Here is an 18,874-nt window from a genome sequence, read left to right on the forward strand (position 1 = left end):
AGTATGCATATGAGGTTTGAAGGAGATTTTTTTGAGTGCCGTGTTTATTTCGTATCGCAGGAAAGACAGTGAACAATTTTCTGCACGCTTGCACGAAGCTTTAGATAAAAAGCTGGGACAAGATGAAGTCTTTCTCGACGTGGAAAACATTGATGTCGCCGCCGATTGGAAATTACGTCTGCAAACTGCGATTAGCGCCGCCAGTCTGATTGTCGTTGTGATCGGCCCTGCGTGGATGGAAGAAATACAGAAACGTATCGAGACTGAAGATCAGGTCGTCTGGGAAATAAAAACGGCAATCGCGTTGGGTAAAACTATTGTGCCGCTATTGATCAGCGGTGCTGCTATGCCCGATCCGCAGGTTTTACCGGAAGAAATTTGCCTGCTGAGTAAATATAACGCACTGACATTGGCGTCACCCAAGAGCGAAGATTTTGAAAAAATTCTGACGCAGATTTGCAGTGTCCTGTCGCATATACAGCCGTTGCGCGAAGATAAACCTGCATCAGGTTTGCGTCGTTTTCTTGACCCGTTAATAGATATGCTGGAACGCTATCCGGATCAGCCGCAGATACTGGCGGTGGAAAATGAAGCGGGCGACAGTTACCGGATTCCGGTAGTTACCGTGCTGAATGCGAATGATGGTCGTGACGAAGAACAGATGGAAGTCGAATTAAAAAATGAGTTTTTTAAAGCGAAAATAGGTTCCCGACAGGCATTCGAGGAATATAAAGCCGATGCCATCCATCGCGGGAAATCATTCTATGACACAGAAACTGCCCGTTTGGCAGATGTCATTGGCGGTGAAAAAATTAAATTTATTTTCCAGCCGACATCCTATTTCGAGTATGTCAAAACTAATATGGCGATGGATTTTGACGACGTGGTCGGCGGCACTTTGCGCGACGAAGTGCATCGGGACGGAAAACTGGAAGCGCTCTCTAAAAGCAAACTGGCGAATCATACCGGTATCAGCGGGCTCGTATTTTCTAATGATGGACACATGATTTTTCAACGCCGTAGCTCAAAGGTGCTGACCAATCCTAATCAGCTTTGCCCGGGATTTTCCGGCGCCATGACCGAGGATGATATCCGCCGCAGTTTCAGCGGACGCGATACCAGAGGCGTTATGCAGGATGTCCATGTATTCCGTGAACTGACGGAAGAACTCGGTATTCGGAAACATTCGGTAACCCAGCGATGTTTCATGGGGCTCAGCCGGGAATTGCTGCGTGGTGGCAAGCCTGAATTATTTTATGCAGTGGATATTGATATGTCCGCCAGAGAAATTCTTGAATGCTTTCCGAAAGAACGGGAGGGGGAAACCTTTTTTATGCCGCTGCGCTATGCAACAGCACGTCTCGACGAAGATGAAGCATCTTATTATCGTCAGCGATTTGAAAAAATTATTCAGGAAATGGAAATTAAAGCCGGTGCACGTGCCAGCTTACCGTTATTGACGAATCTGGCTTTCTGGGTGAATCAGCATCAGCCGCCATTGATGCGTCACGCATAAATTTTTATATATAAATGACCGATGTCTGAAATGATGATGATTGATTTAAAAGCGCAGCAGAACTACGGTGCTTTGCCGTATGAAAAAAAAATACTCTCTTTTGATGTCGTATTTTCTGACAAAGAACAAACCATAGAGACCCTTGAAGGTCCGGTGCAGTGTTTTCCGGGTGATGCGATCGTGACAGGAATCAGCGGCGAACGCTGGCCGGTACGTCCGGAAAAATTCCACCAGAAATATCAGCCGCTGGCCCCAACGAATGACGGCGAATCTGGGCGCTATCAAAGTCTGCCGGTGCGCGTGTTGGCAATCCGTTTAAAGACCGATTTAAAATTGCCATTGGCTGGTGGCGCCGGTGTTTTGCAAGGCAAACCCGGAAGCTGGCTGGTACAGTATGAAGATCAGAGTCAGAGCATTATTGCTGACGATATTTTCGCTGCGACTTACGTATTACAGCAACATGCGGTTCCTCTGGTGATCGGAGTTGCAGACGAACTGGATCAGCAGACACTCACGCAATTAACGGCACTCAGTATGCTACTGCCAGCCACGCCACTGCGTATATTACGTGCGACTACGTCTGGCATTCTGGAGCAATACCATTTCACACAGCAGCAGCTCAGCAAAATCGACAGCAGCATTTCATTGGAGTCCGGACGCAGTGCCGACGAGCAGCAGGCCGCGATTTTATTAAAGAATTGCAGTCTGGTTTTACGCTCAAATCAACAGCAGCATCCTGTACAAACGATTCTGAATGATTACAGCAAAGGCTTACCTTATTGGGCAGCAGTGGCTAGCGGGACGGCGCAGTCAGGAGGCAATCAGAATTTACATGCGTTGCCGCAACCTGCACCTGTATTGGGCAAACAGGAATTCCAGCACTTACTGAGTCAGCTCGGGCGTCAAGCGAGTGTCAGCGTTAAGGCCAGACGCCTGACGCGATGGCAGGCATTGCGCCAGACCTTACCTGACATGGCTGAAATCTGGCGTGGCCTGACTCTGACCTCGGTTGAAGAGAAAGTCAGGTTTAAGAAATTAAAGGTTCTCAGCAATCAATTGCAGGAATTAAATTTATTTAATACTGAAGTACTGGCGTTCGAGCAACAGCCATCGTCAGCAGTTGGCAATATTACTCCCGGCAATACGACAACTGAACGTATGCATACGATTGCCGATGCGCTGGCGTCACGATATCAGGATGCCTGGCAGACGCTGGTGTATTCAACGACGAGGCGCATTGCGCAAAACGGGGGATTAATTTATAGCTGGCGTCATTCCCGCTTACAGGTTTTTTTCCAGGAATGCTTGCTGCGTGTCCGTTCGCTGGTCAGTCTGGGCATGATAGCGGCGATTGCATTCGCTGCTTACACCGAACTTTCAGGTGGCTGTAAAGAAAATGATCCTTTCGCATTTACCGGGTGCGCCTCTGCTACCTGGGAACACTATGCCGGAACAATATTTCTCAGTATTTATCTGGCTGCGTTGCTGATCGCATTTTTCCGCTATGGCAGCGCCAAGCGTGCTGAATCCGAACGCAAGCATCAGGATTATCGTTTGCTCGCAGAGTGTCTGCGAGTACAACAGTACTGGAACTATTCCGGTTTACGCGAAAGTGTTGCCGATGCTTTACCGACTATCGACAGTGAAGATAATCACTGGATCAAAAATGCGTTGCGAGCAATCTACCTGCAAGAATCTGATCAGAATAAGACTACGGCACCGGATGCGCTTGAAAGGGTAAAAGAAGAGTTCATCGAAGCTCAGCTTCGTTACCATGAAAATATCCTGCTCAAGCGTCGTGAACTGGCGGCGAATTATCTGTCTTCCCGAGCCAGAATCGGTTTGTCTTGTTTTATCCTGTGTGTAATGCTGATTGCCATTAATACTTTTTTTGAAGCGTTTCTGCACATAGGAATAGATGGTATGGCTCATCATTTCCTTATCATTATTACGCTTGCGTCGCTGAGTTTCTGGGCCGCAAATAAAAAGGTGCTCGATAATTTTGGCCTGGAAAGCGAAATCCGGAGAGCGAAAGCGATGGTTGCGGCATTCAAAAATGTGCAGGTCTTTTTGCGTGCGCAGGCCTCGCTGCAAAATGATGTCAATACAGATCAGATCACGTATGCAGCTATTCTCAGCATAGGCAGGGTATTTATACTTGATCAGGCTAACTGGCATGCGCTGCATCATGAGCGTCCGGTAGAGGCTGCGACGGGAGGCTGATATTCAGCTATGCTTATTTGACGAGGCATTATCTCAACGCTGCCTTCGTTTACACATGCAATGAAAGAGAACAGTATGCAAACATCTGGCGCAGCGATACCCAATCTTTCCGGGGGTACCGGAGTTGTTTATTCTCAAGCACCTGTTGGCAGTATTGTGGCCTTTGCCGGCGATGTGACAAAGAACGTGATTGAATCATCCGGATGGATGCTGTGCGATGGCAGAATGCTGAACGCAGCGCAGTATCCACTTTTGTTTGCGGTGATCGGCTATCGGTACGGCGGTAGCGATGGGCAGTTTAGAATCCCGCGCATGGATACGACGACCCTGTCTGTCATCAGCGATCGCCCTGAAGCTAGCGCCCCAGGGAAACGACCAGCGAATGCGGTGATTTCTCAGTTGATCAGATTTGTCTGATGTTCGTTGAATTATCACCGGTGATGATTTGCTCAGCGTATTTCTTTCGATCAAAAACGCAGCCAGCCAATTGAAGAAATAAAGAAATAAAATCAATCTCCCCATAAATATGCGCCTCACCGGTCATTAATGGCTGCTGAGGCGCATATTCATTAGGGGAGAGCGTGTGGAATAGCCGCAGCGTGCAGAGCCACTTCCCTTGTCTTATTGCTGAATCAGTTTAACTGTAAGAGACTGCGTATCGGTATGTTCATCCGCATTACTGATCAGCGTCAGCAGACGATCGATATTCGGATGTTTACCCTGAAATGCTTTGGCATCAGCGGTGTGCTCAGCATATAACTGCAAACCTTTGGTTGCTGCAGCCGCATTAATCTCACCGAACTCCTGCATCAATGCATGATAAACGCGCACACTGCCTGCGGTGCCGGGCTTGTTTTCCAGACGTGCGACGAGCACATCACCGTCAAATAGTTCCAGTGCGGCGATATGATCAATGGTAGGTAAGGTAGCTAAAATTTCACTGAATTGCATAGGAATCTTTCTGTAAAAATGAGTTTGTGCAAGCGTTGTTTGAACGATGATCTTGCGGAATTGGAGACATGCAACATTCTAAAATGATCTCGCGATCATGTTGAATATGATCCGATTTTGACCAGTAAAAAATGCTGATATTTATAAAATCTCCACCAAACTCCGTCCTCCCGCCGTTCTCTGTACCATGATTTTCGTGTTGATGCGTTCGGTCATTTCCTGTACGTGCGAGATCACGCCGACTTTGCGACCCTGGGCTTGCAGGCTGTCTAAGGCATCCATTGCCACTCTGAGGGTATCTGCGTCGAGGCTGCCGAAGCCTTCGTCGATGAACAGCGATTCGACTTTCACACGATTGCTGGACAGTGATGCGAGGCCAAGCGCCAGCGCGAGTGAGACGAGGAAGGATTCGCCGCCTGACAGCGAATGCACAGAGCGGTTTTCATCGCCCATATCCTGATCAATGACCATTAATCCCAGGCTATCGCTGATGCGTTGCAAGCGATAGCGGCGTGCGAGTTGATTCAGGTGCTGATTGGCATAGGCAAGCAGTACGTCCAGTGTGTATTGCTGCGCATAGTTGCGGAATTTTTTACCGTCCTGCGACCCTATCAGTTCATTCAATTGTCCCCAGATCCGGTAGCGTTGCTGCTGTCGTTGCATCTCCTGCAGTAAGTCGGCTGATTGCCGTCTGCGGGCATTGTCTTGAGCGGTTTCCAGCTGATGCCGGCTCAGTTGTTGTTGTGCTTGCTGCCGGTGTTGATGCAGGCTTTGCAGACGTTGCTGTAAGTCCTTGATGTGCATGGCTTCGCTGTTGTACTCTTCGACATTTTCTTCATCCTGCGGCGTTATGAAATTACCCTGGGGATGATGAGCACTGCCTTTGCTTTCGTTACTGGTGTCGGCCTCACCCTCACGATCCTCAATATCTGGCAGCGCTAAGACGGGTGGGCGTTGTGACTGATGGGCAAGGTATTGCTGGCGGCGTTCCTGTAAAACTGTGGCAGCATGCTGGAGTGCGTTGGAAATGGTTTGCAGTGCACTGCGTTCGGCACTGATCCATTCATTACTTTGTTCTAACAGAGCATGAAGCTGAGTCTCGTTGATTGTGTCGTCGCGCGTATCGTTCTCATGATCACTGTGATCTGCGCTGAGATCATTATTCCCGGCAGTGGCAGTGTGCGCGTTATAGTCTGCCAGCCAGGCAGTCAGTTTTACTTGCGCATTGTCTGCTTCCTGCTGGTGCTGATGATGACGCGCCTGAAGCTGTGCCAGGGCTTCTCTGGCACGACTCAGTTGCTGCTCGCTGGTGCTGGCATTCGTCAACTGTTCCGCCAGTTGCGCTTTTGCTGCTTGTATCGCTTCGGTGAAGCGCGTACTGACGACAGCGACTGTTTCACCGTCAAACAACGCCTGCCGTTGTCGCAGTTTGTCATTGAGTGCGCGTTCGCTGTTACTGAGTGCGAGGGCGGCAGCTTGCTGATCATTGCAGGCTTTTTGCTCCTGAATCCGGCTATTTTCCAGACTGATGGTCAGCGTTGCAATTCCGGCTTCTGCCTGCTGATGAATTTGTTGCTGATGCTGCCACACCAGAACATTTTGCCGGCACTGGCGGTGAAACTCTGAAGGTGACGCACACCAGTCATCACGCCATGATTCCTGAGCTAGGCTGCCGCTGTCACCTCCGCTATTGTTACTGTTCAGACGGTCGTCAATGTCGTCTGTTTCTGCAATGGCAAACGCGGCATCGAGTTCGCTCAGTAAGTCATCAAGACGACTAAGACTAAGGACGATCTGTTCTGCACAGCCTGCACGTTCGGCTGCAATATTCGCTAATGCATGCTGCAGCACACTGTAGGTATCCTTGCTACCGAGATATAACTGCTGCGCCTTATCCCATGCGGCTTGCGCGGCATCTTTTGCCTGTAAGGCTTGATCATAAATGGACTCTTTTTTTTGTATTTCTGCAAATCGCAGATTAACTTCTTGCTGTTGTTGTTCGAGTGCCTCGTGTGTTTGCAGAAACGTTATATGTTTTGTCGCGGTCACTGCAAACATCGCGTGTTGCTGCCATTGCGCCAGCAGGCTCTCCCTTTGCTCATGCAGCGTGCTGAGTTCCTGTTCCAGTTGTATTAACTGCTGACGGTGTTGTGTTGTCAGCGTTTGATAGTGACTGATTTGTTCGCGGGCTGACTGTTCTTGCTGACGGCAATCATGCACCTGCGCTTGCAGTTGCGCGAGCAGCGCATGCAGTTGCGGGTTACTGTCGGCCTGCGCATACGGATGCGCCGTCGCGCCGCATACAGGGCAGGGCGCTTCGTCCTGTAATTGCGCACGCAGACTTTCTACATTGTCGGCACAGGCTGCTTCTGCGCTTCTGAGTGCACGTTCGGCCTGTTGCAAAGCTGCGCTCAATACCGGCAATGTTGCGTTTGCTTGCTCGCCTGCGGTTTGAGCAGCCGTAATCGCTAATCGTGCCTGCTCGGTTTGTGTTTGCAGATTCTGCAAACGTCTATCGCTTTCTTGCAACTGCATCACTAATTGCAGGCCGCTGCGGAGTTGTTCACGCTGATTCTCTGCTGCCTGTTTGTCGCGGCGCAGTGTGGCGATATCCATCAAGGTGTAAGCTTGGGTGGCGAGCTGACGCTGTTGCTCTGCTGCTGCCAAAGCCTGTTCGGCAGCGTGCAGGCTGGCTTCGTGCTGTGTGATTTGCTCTTGTTGCATCGCCTGCTTTGCGTCCAGCGTCAGGATGGTGGCCTGATGGCGTTCATGGTCGGCGCGGGCGACGGCGGCCTGAGATAACAGAGTGTCCCATTTATCCCAATGCCCGGCCAGTGCGCGCAGAGCAGCATGTTGTTGCAGCCACTGCGCTGCGCTGCTCAGACGTTTCTGTAACTGATGCAGTTCATTACGCTTACTCTCCGCTGCCGCGACAGCCTCGGTCCATACGCGATCGGCCTGCGTTTTATTTTGCTGTAAAGTCTGATGCGCAGGCCGTATGACGTCCAGGCTGGCGTCCAGTGCTTTTGCCGTATCGAGCAGGACGGCTGCGGCAGCCTGTTCCTGTTCTTTACTTTGTAATTGCGTCTGTGCCAGCGCGAGCGCTGCCTGCGTTTGTTGTTGTACCTGTTGTGCCTGCTGTAACTGCTGCCGGGCATCTTCTGTTTTTGTCTGGTCCTGCATCAGCTCTCGTTGCAGGCGGTTGAGATCGGAAAACAGAGGTCTTGCGCTTTGCACCTGATCAAGTTGTTGCAGCAGGCGCCGGCGCGGCAGGCTGATGGCATATTCTTGTTCGCGTTCCTGCAAATCGGATAGCGCGGCTTGCTCGCTTTGTGCGAATTTCTCCGCTTCCTGATGCCAGCGCAGATGGAGTTCGAGTCTGGCGCTACGGTCATTTATTTTTTCCAGCATTGCCTGTGCTGCCGCGGTTCTTTGCTCCAGTGCTGCGCGTTCTTCTTCGCTTAAGGGCTGCTGGTCAGCAAGGCGGTTTTGGAAGCGTTCAAGTGCTTCGCGTTCCTCTTTGGCTCTTTGAAATGCCCGCTTTGACAATTCCGAATAAATAGCGCTGCCGGTCAGGGTTTCGAGTAATTCGCCGCGCTCGTTATCGTCGGCTTTCAGGAAGCTGGAAAACTCATTTTGTGCGAGCAGAACAGCGCGCGTGAATTGTTCAAATTTGAGTCCTGTACGTTTGACGATTTCGTCTTTGACTTCGGTTTTCTTCCCACCGATCGCCAGCATTTCCGGCAATTGATGCAGCGTCATCGTGGTTGGTTGCAGGCTGCCATTCGCCTTGTTACGTGAACGGCGCACACTCCAGCGCGCACGGTAATTGATGCCATCGTTGCCGGTGAAATCCACCTCTGCATAACCTTCACCCGTGCCACGACGCAGCAGGTTACCGGTGTCTTGTTGCGAGATCAGTTCTTTGCCATCCGGCAGGGTTTTATTGCCACCGGCTTTTACCAGACGCGGCGTATTTTCATACAAGGCCATGCAGAGCGCATCGAGCAGCGTGCTCTTACCTGCACCAGTCGCACCGCTGATCGCGAATAAGCCAGCAGAACGCAAGGGTTCCTGTTCAAAATCGACGACAAATTCACCCGCCAGCGAGGCCAGATTTTTACCCCGGAGTGCCAGAATTTTCATGCCTGCACCTCCGGCGTTACCAGCAATAATTCGGCAAAGGCCGCGCTGATTTCCGGCGGTGTTCCGGTTTGATTTTCGTCACCGAATTTGCTTTGATACAGACGATCAAAAATCTGATCCGGATGCAGGCGTTCCAGCTCGGCTAGCGCAACATCGGATGTCGCACTTGCTTCTCTTTGCGCAAAGCTGGTGTCGATTTTAGCGAGCCGCACAGGTTTGCCTTCGATCGCCTGCTCTATTGCTGCGCGCAAGCCGGGTTCCGGTGCGTCCAGCCGCACGCGCACTTCCAGAAACGGCATACGTTCGGCGGGTGTATCGTGCGGAATATCCAGTGCAGTCAGTGCCACCAGCACTTGTGCCAGCGGTGCCGGCTTTTCCGGCACGCGCAATAAGGCCACTGCACGCGGCACATACAGCGGCGTAATCGCGCTGACCTGATTGTCTTGCAGATCGACGCGTAATACCTGATGGCGATAATCCACTTCGGCGAAAGACAAGGGCAATGGGCTGCCGCAATAACGCAGGTGTTCCAGCTTGCCGATTTTTTGCGCCAGATGCAGATGTCCGAGCGCCGCGTAAGCGATGTTGGCATCGAACATATTTGCAGACAAAGCTTCTGTGCCGCCGATGACGATGCGGCGTTCGGATTCTTCAGAAATTTCACCACCCACCATATGGCAATGACCCAGCGCGATAATGGCTTGCTGTGGTGCGCGGATGTCGTTAGCGTGTTGCAAGACCTGACGATACAGCAGCGCAATACCTTCCATGTAAGGATCATTGGCCTGTTCTATGCGCGGCACATCACCCGGACGCAGAAACGGAATGGCCATACACCAGGCGGCAATATCACCGTGTGCATTTTTCAGCGGCACCAGCAACGATGCGATGTCGATACTGCCATCGGCCAGTCGCGGCACGAAACCAATGACAGTCACATCGAGATCATCGAGCAAAGGTGCCGGTGCTTCGAGACGACCCGGCGAATCATGGTTTCCCGCAATGATGACTATATGTAAGTGTGGCAGGCGGTTTTTGCTTTGTTGTAGAAAACGGTAAAACTGCTTTTGGGCGGCAGCAGACGGATTGGCGGTATCAAAAATATCGCCGCAGATCAGCAAGGCATCGGCCTGCTCGCTGACCAGCGTATCGCTCAGCCAGTCGAGAAAAGCCTGATGTTCAACACTGCGGTCAAACTGATGTAAGGTCTGGCCGAGATGCCAGTCGGAAGTGTGTATGAAGCGCAAGGGAAGCCTTTGAATGCGGTCGCGGCGTGATGTCATTTTGTCCGGATTGCGGAGTGCCGCTTTCGGGGCACATCAGCGGGAACATCAACGTCCTGCGGTTAAACAGATAGCACCGACTTTACCAGAGCTGCGCGCAAAATGGCTGACCAGATATTAGTGCTCCTGAAAATATGTACCCTATATTTTATGCGCCGTGCAGACATAAAATCCTTGGAGAAGCGCATATAGACTCAGGGTTTCAATAGCGTTTGTATATCCGGGTTTGCCTTCTGTAACTCTTGCAATATCCGATCGGTGTCACTGAATAGTTGCCGGCGTTGTCGTTCGCCGCTCGCATCATGCGGCAACGTTGCCAACAATCGCTCACGCAGATTGCCTTCGCAGATGCCGCTGTATACGCATTGCTCGGTAGCCGCCAGACTGTCAGCCATGCAAGGATAACCGAGCTGGCATGCTGCCAGTGTGAATGCTTGTGCACGTATGCTGAGTGTTGCCTGTTGTTCTTCATCTAGGCTATTGCTGCGCAGGTAGGTTCCGACAAAGCCACGCAGGGATTCCAGCGCTTGCGGGTTACGCGTTTTCAGCGCGGCATTGGCAGCCTGTATGGCGGCAGTGTACTGATCCTGTTGCAGGAATTGTGTTGCCTGTTCTCCCGCTGTTCTGACCGCGCCGCCCGACCAGCGTGTTTGCTGTGTCTGTTGCTGTTGGAGTATTTCATCGGAAGACAGCTGATCGAAATTTTTGCAACGTTCTGTCAGTTGCCGGTAGGCGATTTTTTGTGGAGTGTTATCCGCCAGCGTTTGCATCTGTCGTCGCAGGTGATCGGCAGCGGGGCCGGCGAAATTCGGCATGCAGGTACGCCAGGCGCGATAAGCCAGTTGCTGGCGTGCTGCATCTTGTGCGTCTTTGTTTTTTTCGAAAGTCGCGCGTAAATCCTTGCTCAGCTCAAGCGGATCGGTATAGCCTGTGGCCGCTGTCAGCGGTTCCGCTGAGCGGATCTCGTTCAGACTGTTGCTGTTGCCAAACGGTGTTATTGAACTGCCGGACGTGACCAATCGGATCGTCGCAGGATTGTTGTCGTCAGGCGTTTGCGTGGCGAACACCAGCGTCAGCACGAGACCGGAGAGGAATAAAGAGAATGCCAGCAATTGTTTATGAGACATGAAATGATAACCGGCAACGTATTGATGTTGTGACTGATGTGTAGCGGTTATCCGTAATCAAGACGGATAACCGCTTCGAACTGCATCTGTATTGCAGCCGGTAATTTTAAATACCGTCAGCAATACGGTTCTGCCTGTATTATGGCTTGGCGATGAAAATATTCGTGCTTGGGCATGTACCCGCGACGTTTGCATCAGTGACCAGCGATGTCGATGCAGGGAACTGGCTCAGATTGTTTTTATTCAGATTGACCCAGACTTCAGTCAGATAGCTGACGCCATTGGTTTTTGTACATTTCAGTGACACTGCGGATGAACCGCCGCTGCCGAACGATGTATTCGCTGCTGCCAGCAATTGTGAGCGCGACAAAGTTTTACCAACGTTGTTCGCGATCAGTGTGTTCAGTGCGGTTTGGCCCAGACGATTGCTCAGGCTGCTCGCGTCGCCCCAGTAGTTATCTGCTGTTTTAGTGCTGCAGCTACCGTGTTTGTACCATTCATGTTTATCGAGGCAGGATTGTACGCCCGGCATATAAGTGCTCAGCACCGACAAGGTAGAGCTGCTGACACCGTAGGAATCCATGCTGCACCATGCGCTGCTGGCATCCAGATCGATATCTCTTTGTGGGACATTGCAATATTGCGGATGGTTGTCATCGTAAGCATTTGGCCACAGACCATGCAAAGATAAATGCGTAGCAGCGTATGTACCTTTCAGATTCTGACATTCTGGTTTGCTGCTGTGAGTCACGCAAAAACCTGGCTGCCATGACGCGGCAAGTAAAACGAAGTCATACGATTGCGCCTGAGCTGCAACGCTGACCAGCATGGAAACGCATAAAGCGACTGACGCCTTGATTAATTTTGACAACATATAATTTCCCTGAGGTTAATGTTTATTTGTTTTTAAAGCGAAATACACTGACGTATCAGTGAGGTGAGGGCGCATCGCTGAGACATGAACGCGCCGAGTTTGTTGCCAGTGCGGCAACAGCGAAAAGTTACCGTCAGGATATGACGAGAATATGACAAATTTGTAAATTAAATATGGCAACTGTAAATTTGATAAAGCAGTTGCTACTGTCTAGACTGGTCGCTCGCTGAACGTAGTCTTCGCAGGAATCGGGCAAATACCCTCTCTGTTGGCGGGATTTTTTCGCTAGAGAATAAAAAATGCAAAAAAAAAAGCAGCCTTCGCAGGCTGCCGAATGGATGGTTAATCCGAGGGGAGACGTTCACATGTCTGGTGAACACTATATCGGTTCAGTGTTACGTGGATATGACAGTAGAAGACATCATTGCCGGTATGTAGACGGTGGCGAACATCCCAGATCGCCACAGATCGCCGCCGCGAGGCCGGAAACTGATGATTTTCTCTACATAAATAGTGATTATTCACTGTATATTCTCGTCTCCTATGTCTTTATAATGCCCGCTCCAAATTCGCGGGTTTTTTTATTGGTTTCCTGACACACGCAACTTCATGAATACACTTATCTGGTTCGTTATCCTGTATTGGGTTATCTCGGTCGGCATAGGCCTGTATGCGGCGCGCTACGTGAATAACTCCAAGGACTTTGCTGTTGCCGGGCGTTCTTTACCGATGTACGTAGTGACTGCCACCGTATTTGCGACCTGGTTCGGCTCTGAAGCGGTGTTGGGTATTTCGTCTACTTTCGTCAAAGAAGGTTTAAAAGGCGTGGTGGCTGACCCGTTTGGTTCCTCTTTGTGTCTGGTGCTGGTTGGTTTGTTTTTTGCGAAACCGCTGTACCGCATGAATCTGCTGACGATAGGCGACTATTACCGGAATAAATTTGGTCGTACGGTCGAAATTCTGGTCACTTTGTGTATCGTGATTTCGTATCTGGGCTGGGTTGCGGCGCAGATCAAGGCGCTGGGGCTGGTGTTCAATGTAGTCTCCGGTGGTTACATCGGTATGGATACCGGCATGATCATTGGTGCAGCCAGCGTGCTGGTATACACGCTGATGGGTGGCATGTGGTCGGTGGCGATTACCGATTTTCTGCAAATGATCATTATCGTGGTCGGCATGGTCTATATAGGCTGGGAAGTGTCCGGCATGGTGGGTGGCGCCGGTGTCGTGATTGAGCACGCGGCGGCGACAGGAAAATTTGAATTCTGGCCGTCACCGACCGCAAGGGAAATGCTGTGGTTCTTTGCCGCCTGGATCACGATGATGCTGGGGTCGATACCGCAGCAAGACGTTTTTCAGCGCGTTGCCTCATCGAAAAATGAAAAAATTGCCGGAAATGCGTCGATACTCGGCGGTGTTTTGTATTTTTGCTTTGCGTTTATTCCCATGTTCCTCGCGTATTCCGCCACGCTGATTGATCCCGGCATGGTAGAGAGTCTGATCGATAAGGATTCGCAGCTGATCTTGCCGACGCTGATCATGAATAAAGTGCCGATGCTGGCGCAGGTGATGTTTTTCGGCGCGTTGCTGTCGGCGATTAAGAGCTGCGCCAGTGCGACCCTGCTGGCACCGTCGGTCACGTTCTCAGAAAATATTCTGAAACCATTTTTTCCGAAGCAGTCAGATAAACAGTTCCTGTTGATGATGCGGGTCGTGGTACTGGTATTTACTGCAATCGTGACCATCTTTGCCATGAATACCGAGTCGAGCATCTACAAGATGGTGGAAAATGCTTACAAAGTGACGCTGGTGGCTGCATTTGTGCCGCTGGCGTTCGGCTTGTACTGGAAACGTGCAACGGCGCAGGGCGGGCTGGTGTCGATTATTTTCGGCATTACTTGCTGGATTGCGCTGGAGCTGACGGCGCCGGAAGGTTTCTGGCCACCGCAACTGGTCGGGGTGTTGATGAGTATGGCTGGAATGATCGTCGGTTCGCTGTTGCCGCAATACAAGGCAAACGCCACGTCGCTCTGATTTTTCCATTCTGAGGCAGGTCAGTCTGCCCGCCTCAGGAACGCCGCTTGTCAGCGATGCAGGTCAGCGTTTCCCGGTACTGAGCGCGCAGCTTGTTGATGCAATGCGCAAATTTCAGTTGAAAACCTTTATAATTCAGGGTTTTATCAGTTTTTTTAGGGCGAGAGTATGCCGATTTACGCTTATCGTTGTGAAGAGTGTGGTTTTGCCAAAGACGTATTGCAAAAAATTTCCGATGCACCGCTGACAGATTGTCCTTCTTGTGGCAAAGCATCATTTAAGAAACAAGTCACTGCCGCTGGCTTTCAGCTGAAAGGTTCGGGCTGGTATGTCACGGATTTCCGAGGTGGTTCCGGTGGTTCTGCAGGGACCTCCGCACCGGCAGTGGCAACAGATGCTGGCAGCGCCGCAGGAAGCACCACAGCTGCTACAGAAACATCAGCAGTACCGGCTGCGGCCAGCGACAAGACATCGACCTGATCGTTGTCAACGATGCAGAATGAAACACTACTTAGACTGAGCTTGACTGAACACTATGCGTAAATATTTCATTACCGGTTTGCTGATTCTGGTTCCTCTGGGTATCACCTTCTGGGTGTTGCACGCCATTATCACAACCATGGATCAGTCTTTGCTGCTGCTGCCGGAGCAATGGCGGCCTGAAGTGGTGTTCGGTACCAAGGTGCCCGGTCTGGGTGCCTTACTGACAGTGTTGATTGTTTTTGTGACAGGCTTGCTGACACGAAATTTCATCGGCAATTATGTTGTGCGTATCTGGGAAGGTTTGCTGAACCGGATTCCGATTGTGAATTCGATTTACTCCAGCGTTAAACAAGTGTCCGATACCTTGTTTTCCTCATCCGGTAATGCTTTCCGTAAAGCCGTATTGATTGAATATCCGCGCCGTGATTGCTGGACCATCGGTTTTCTGACCGGTGTGCCGGGCGGTGATGTGGTCAATCATCTGCAAGGCGATTTTGTCAGCGTTTATGTACCGACGACACCGAACCCGACCTCAGGTTTTTTCCTGATGGTGCCGAAGGCGGATGCGATAGAGCTGGATATGAGTGTCGATGCGGCTCTCAAATATATTGTTTCCATGGGCGTGGTGGCTCCCGAGCATCTCCCCACCGAGAAGAAATAAAGATCTTGCAGCCACAAGTTGCCGCTTGATCGACTCATTTTAAATTTTGAATACAGACAGGTAAGAAATTATGTCCATGCGTACCCATTACTGCGGCCTCACTACTGAGGAATTACTCGGCCAAACCGTCAGCCTGTGCGGCTGGGTTCATCGTCGTCGTGATCACGGCGGTGTGATTTTTATTGATCTGCGCGACCGTGAAGGTCTGGTGCAGGTGGTCTGCGATCCTGATCGTGCCGATGTTTTCGCTGCTGCAGAATCCGTGCGTAATGAATTCTGTCTGCGTATCACCGGTGTTGTACGCAGCCGTCCTGAGGGAACCGGTAACGCCAATCTGAAATCCGGCAAGATCGAAGTGCTGGCACACAACGTTGAAGTGCTGAATCCTTCCGTCACGCCACCGTTCCAGCTGGATGATGACAATCTGTCCGAAACCACACGCCTGACTCATCGCGTGCTGGATCTGCGTCGTCCGCAAATGCAAAACAATCTGCGTCTGCGTTACAAAGTCGCGATGGAAGTGCGTAAGTTCCTTGATGCCAACGGCTTCATCGATATCGAAACACCGATGCTGACCAAATCCACACCGGAAGGCGCGCGTGATTATCTGGTGCCGTCTCGTGTGAATGCGGGTAACTTCTTTGCGTTGCCGCAATCGCCGCAGTTGTTCAAACAATTGCTGATGGTGGCTAACTTTGACCGCTACTACCAGATCACCAAATGCTTCCGTGATGAAGATCTGCGCGCTGACCGTCAGCCAGAATTTACTCAGATCGATTGTGAAACATCGTTCATGAATGAGCAGGAAATTCGCGACATGTTTGAAGGCATGATTCGTCTGGTCTTCAAAAATACACTGGATATCGACCTGCCGAATCCATTCCCGGTGATGGACTTTGCCGAAGCGATGGGTCTGTATGGTTCCGACAAACCAGATATGCGCGTCAAGCTGCAATTCACTGAATTGACAGATGTGATGAAGGATGTGGATTTCAAAGTGTTCTCTGGCGCCGCCAATATGAAAAACGGCCGTGTGGTTGGTTTGCTGGTGCCGGGTGGTGCGAACATGCCACGTTCCGAGATCGATGCGTACACGCAATTTGTTGCGATTTATGGCGCTAAAGGTCTGGCTTACATCAAGGTCAATGAACTGGCAAAAGGCCGTGACGGTTTGCAATCGCCTATCGTCAAAAATATTCATGATGCAGCACTGACAGAAATCCTGACTCGCACTGGCGCTAAAGACGGCGATCTGATTTTCTTCGGTGCAGACAAAGCGAAAATCGTCAACGATGCGATCGGTGCTTTGCGCATCAAGATCGGCCATAGTGAATTCGGTAAAGCCAACGGCTTGTTTGAAGATGTCTGGAAACCATTGTGGGTGATCGATTTCCCGATGTTTGAGTACGATGAAGATAATGATCGCTGGACTGCGACACATCATCCGTTCACTGCACCAAAAGATGGTCATGAAGATCTGATGGAAAGTGATCCGGGCAAATGTATCGCTAAGGCTTACGATATGGTGCTCAATGGCTGGGAGCTTGGTGGCGGTTCCGTCCGTATTCACCGTGCCGATGTTCAAAGTAAAGTATTCCGCGCATTGAAGATCAATGATGAGGAAGCTCAGTTGAAATTCGGTTTCCTGCTGGATGCCTTGCAATACGGTGCGCCGCCGCATGGTGGTCTGGCTTTCGGTCTGGACCGTATTGTGACGATGATGACGGGCGCAGAATCAATCCGCGACGTAATCGCTTTCCCGAAAACACAGCGTGCGCAATGTCTGCTGACGCAAGCACCTTCAGAAGTCGACGAAAAGCAATTACGCGAATTGCACATCCGTTTGCGTGCGACAGAGCCAGCAATCAAAGCCTGAGTGATTGCAGATTAAAAAAAGCGCGGATTCCGCGCTTTTTTTTCGCCATCTTTTTTGAAAAATTGAACTATGCTCAATTCCACGACACAGATTCGCCTCGCCACTCCGGCAGATGCTCCCCGTCTGGCGGTGCTGGCAGCGCAGGTATGGACGCATACCTATGCGAAGCAGGGCATTAATGACGAGATTGCGAGTTATGTCCTGGCAAACCTGACGCCCGCTTATTTTCTGCAATGTATGCAGCAGGCCTCGCAGCAGTTACTGGTGGCAGAACAGCAGCAATATTTGCTCGCGCTGGCATTGGTGGATACGGATAGTCCATGCCCGACATATGACGACAGCCAGGTTGAATTAAAGACTTTATATGTGCAGGCACATTTTGCAGGCAATGGTCTTGGTACCGCATTATTGCAACGTGCCGGACAACTGGCTGCAGCACAAGGCAGTCGCTTGTGGTTGAGTGTCAATGCGGAAAATAGCAAAGCGATGCAGTTTTATTTGAAACATCAATACCAGCAGTGTGGCGAGATCTATTTTGACTTAGGGCAGACCCGGCATAAAAACTGGATCATGTTACAAACACAAAGTGCAGCTTAAGAACGAGTGCAGAGAAGTGATGCAATTGAGACATCGCTCTGAAACATAAATTGTTACGAATTTTACATATCGGGTTTGACTCAGCAGCGGGCAATCTCGTGTAAATTCGGCAGTTTCATTTTTTATAAAACAGGTTTTGTCGTGATCAAATATCGTCTGTCTGCATCCCGTTGTGGTGTCATTGCTATGCTGGGTTTTTCCGTACTCGGACTGAGTGCCTGCGGTGAAAAAAAGACCGAACTCGGACAAGGTTCTTCGGAAGTCACAGGTGCTGCGGGGCCGGCTGGAGCGAAGGGGGCGAGTAAGTCTCTGGTGAAATGTGACGCTCCCGTTGCTACCCTGGCGCTGGTAGAAAATCCGACTGGTTACACTTTACAAAGCTCTTATAATTTGCCAGCCTCACCAGTGCCACTGATTCGTTTACTGGCGCAGCAGAGCGGATGTTTCCGCGTTGTTGACAGGGCATCTGGCCTGAAAGCGGTGATACAAGAGCAGGATTTGCAGGCGCAGGGCATTATCCGCAAAAACACCACGGTGCAAAAAGGCAAAGGCTATGAAGCGCAATACACCATGACGCCCAGCCTGACTTTTTCCGAAAGCAAGGCAGGCGGCGTGCTTGGAGCGATTATGGGTATGATTCCTTTTCTGAAAAATTTTACCGGGTATGCAGAAAAGGTCAGTTTTAAAGAAGCACAGGTCGCATTGCTGGTGACTGATAACGAAACAACCGAGCAAATAGCGGCGGCAACCGGCGCTGCGAAAACGACCGATCTCGGCATGGGGGGGCTCAGTTTCGGAGGTGGTATTGGCGGACTGGGAGCCGGATGGAGTAATACCAATGAAGCGAAAGTGATCGTAGCTGCCTTTCTTGATGCACATAATAAACTGGTACCGCAGATCAGAATGTTGCAGAGTAAAGAGTTACCGCCGGCGGTGCCGCTGAAGAATTGATCATGTATTTTCTGTCGGTCAAAAAAATTTATTCAGGGTTCGCATCGCGAACCCTTTTTTCTTCACAGATGTGAGTTGTCCTTCCGCAGATGTACGCCAACGTCACAAAATAAATAGACGATCAATCGCTAGCCTTCACAGTTCCGACTTTA

Annotated in this window: 14 protein-coding genes; 9 read left to right on the forward strand and 5 right to left on the reverse strand. The window is 50.7% G+C overall.

All coding sequences use genetic code 11. The features are described from left to right. Positions 1-40 precede the first annotated feature (40 nt). From ACOTSW_RS02205 to ACOTSW_RS02215, 3 genes are all read left to right on the forward strand, one after another. Positions 41-1,516, forward strand: a complete 1,476-nt coding sequence (locus ACOTSW_RS02205) for a toll/interleukin-1 receptor domain-containing protein (protein WP_423682232.1) — start codon at positions 41-43, stop codon at positions 1,514-1,516. 21 nt (positions 1,517-1,537) lie between these two features. Beyond that, the gene (locus ACOTSW_RS02210; RefSeq protein WP_423680764.1) at positions 1,538-3,739 is read left to right on the forward strand and encodes a PGDYG domain-containing protein; all 2,202 of its coding nucleotides are present in this window, start codon (positions 1,538-1,540) and stop codon (positions 3,737-3,739) included. 75 nt (positions 3,740-3,814) lie between these two features. Then, complete coding sequence (locus ACOTSW_RS02215) at positions 3,815-4,156, forward strand: phage tail protein (RefSeq protein WP_423680765.1); 342 nt, start codon at positions 3,815-3,817, stop codon at positions 4,154-4,156. 204 nt (positions 4,157-4,360) lie between these two features. Here ACOTSW_RS02215 and ACOTSW_RS02220 read toward each other — a convergent pair whose 3' ends face one another. From ACOTSW_RS02220 to ACOTSW_RS02240, 5 genes are all read right to left on the reverse strand, one after another. Then, entirely contained in the window at positions 4,361-4,690 is a 330-nt protein-coding gene (locus ACOTSW_RS02220; protein WP_423680766.1) for a DUF2322 family protein, read from the reverse strand. 141 nt (positions 4,691-4,831) lie between these two features. Continuing rightward, entirely contained in the window at positions 4,832-8,836 is a 4,005-nt protein-coding gene (locus tag ACOTSW_RS02225) for an AAA family ATPase (protein ID WP_423680768.1), read from the reverse strand. Then, complete coding sequence (locus tag ACOTSW_RS02230; protein WP_423682233.1) at positions 8,833-10,083, reverse strand: exonuclease SbcCD subunit D C-terminal domain-containing protein; 1,251 nt, start codon at positions 10,081-10,083, stop codon at positions 8,833-8,835. Before ACOTSW_RS02230 ends, ACOTSW_RS02225 begins: the two co-directional genes overlap by 4 nt. 230 nt (positions 10,084-10,313) lie before the next feature. Next, positions 10,314-11,246, reverse strand: a complete 933-nt coding sequence (locus ACOTSW_RS02235; RefSeq protein WP_423680769.1) for a hypothetical protein — start codon at positions 11,244-11,246, stop codon at positions 10,314-10,316. A gap of 139 nt (positions 11,247-11,385) precedes the next feature. Continuing rightward, on the reverse strand, positions 11,386-12,120 hold the full coding sequence (locus tag ACOTSW_RS02240) for a ribonuclease T2 family protein (protein WP_423680770.1): 735 nt from the start codon (positions 12,118-12,120) through the stop codon (positions 11,386-11,388). Positions 12,121-12,729: 609 nt separating this feature from the next. Here ACOTSW_RS02240 and ACOTSW_RS02245 point away from each other — a divergent pair. The 6 genes from ACOTSW_RS02245 to ACOTSW_RS02270 all read left to right on the forward strand — a co-directional run bounded on the left by ACOTSW_RS02245 (position 12,730) and on the right by ACOTSW_RS02270 (position 18,722). Beyond that, positions 12,730-14,154 carry a sodium:solute symporter family protein gene (locus ACOTSW_RS02245; protein WP_423680772.1) on the forward strand — a complete coding sequence of 475 codons (1,425 nt, stop codon included), beginning with the start codon at positions 12,730-12,732 and terminating at the stop codon, positions 14,152-14,154. Between the two features lie 168 nt (positions 14,155-14,322). Next, complete coding sequence (locus ACOTSW_RS02250; RefSeq protein ID WP_423680773.1) at positions 14,323-14,634, forward strand: FmdB family zinc ribbon protein; 312 nt, start codon at positions 14,323-14,325, stop codon at positions 14,632-14,634. Between the two features lie 55 nt (positions 14,635-14,689). After that, a complete protein-coding gene (locus ACOTSW_RS02255) occupies positions 14,690-15,298 on the forward strand; it encodes a DUF502 domain-containing protein (protein ID WP_186896366.1) in 609 nt (202 codons plus the stop codon). Between the two features lie 70 nt (positions 15,299-15,368). Beyond that, positions 15,369-17,174, forward strand: coding sequence for an aspartate--tRNA ligase (gene aspS / locus ACOTSW_RS02260; protein ID WP_423680774.1), 1,806 nt, complete (start codon positions 15,369-15,371; stop codon positions 17,172-17,174). Between the two features lie 69 nt (positions 17,175-17,243). Then, on the forward strand, positions 17,244-17,771 hold the full coding sequence (locus ACOTSW_RS02265; RefSeq protein WP_423680775.1) for a GNAT family N-acetyltransferase: 528 nt from the start codon (positions 17,244-17,246) through the stop codon (positions 17,769-17,771). A gap of 186 nt (positions 17,772-17,957) precedes the next feature. After that, positions 17,958-18,722, forward strand: coding sequence for a CsgG/HfaB family protein (locus ACOTSW_RS02270; RefSeq protein ID WP_423682234.1), 765 nt, complete (start codon positions 17,958-17,960; stop codon positions 18,720-18,722). Positions 18,723-18,874: the final 152 nt, after the last annotated feature.

Origin of the sequence: Undibacterium sp. WLHG33 (genome assembly GCF_049544815.1) — a bacterium.
Taxonomy (GTDB): Bacteria; Pseudomonadota; Gammaproteobacteria; order Burkholderiales; family Burkholderiaceae_D; genus Undibacterium.

Bases quoted from the DNA above. Each gene is read 5' to 3' on its own strand.
- ACOTSW_RS02270 (WP_423682234.1), top strand. From the start codon at position 17,958: ATGCTGGGTTTTTCCGTACTCGGACTGAGTGCCTGCGGTGAAAAAAAG.
- ACOTSW_RS02255 (WP_186896366.1), top strand. From the start codon at position 14,690: ATGCGTAAATATTTCATTACCGGTTTGCTGATTCTGGTTCCTCTGGGT.
- ACOTSW_RS02225 (WP_423680768.1), bottom strand. From the start codon at position 8,836: ATGAAAATTCTGGCACTCCGGGGTAAAAATCTGGCCTCGCTGGCGGGT.
- ACOTSW_RS02245 (WP_423680772.1), top strand. From the start codon at position 12,730: ATGAATACACTTATCTGGTTCGTTATCCTGTATTGGGTTATCTCGGTC.
- ACOTSW_RS02265 (WP_423680775.1), top strand. From the start codon at position 17,244: ATGCTCAATTCCACGACACAGATTCGCCTCGCCACTCCGGCAGATGCT.
- ACOTSW_RS02210 (WP_423680764.1), top strand. From the start codon at position 1,538: ATGTCTGAAATGATGATGATTGATTTAAAAGCGCAGCAGAACTACGGT.
- ACOTSW_RS02240 (WP_423680770.1), bottom strand. From the start codon at position 12,120: ATGTTGTCAAAATTAATCAAGGCGTCAGTCGCTTTATGCGTTTCCATG.
- ACOTSW_RS02235 (WP_423680769.1), bottom strand. From the start codon at position 11,246: ATGTCTCATAAACAATTGCTGGCATTCTCTTTATTCCTCTCCGGTCTC.
- ACOTSW_RS02220 (WP_423680766.1), bottom strand. From the start codon at position 4,690: ATGCAATTCAGTGAAATTTTAGCTACCTTACCTACCATTGATCATATC.
- aspS (WP_423680774.1), top strand. From the start codon at position 15,369: ATGTCCATGCGTACCCATTACTGCGGCCTCACTACTGAGGAATTACTC.
- ACOTSW_RS02215 (WP_423680765.1), top strand. From the start codon at position 3,815: ATGCAAACATCTGGCGCAGCGATACCCAATCTTTCCGGGGGTACCGGA.
- ACOTSW_RS02250 (WP_423680773.1), top strand. From the start codon at position 14,323: ATGCCGATTTACGCTTATCGTTGTGAAGAGTGTGGTTTTGCCAAAGAC.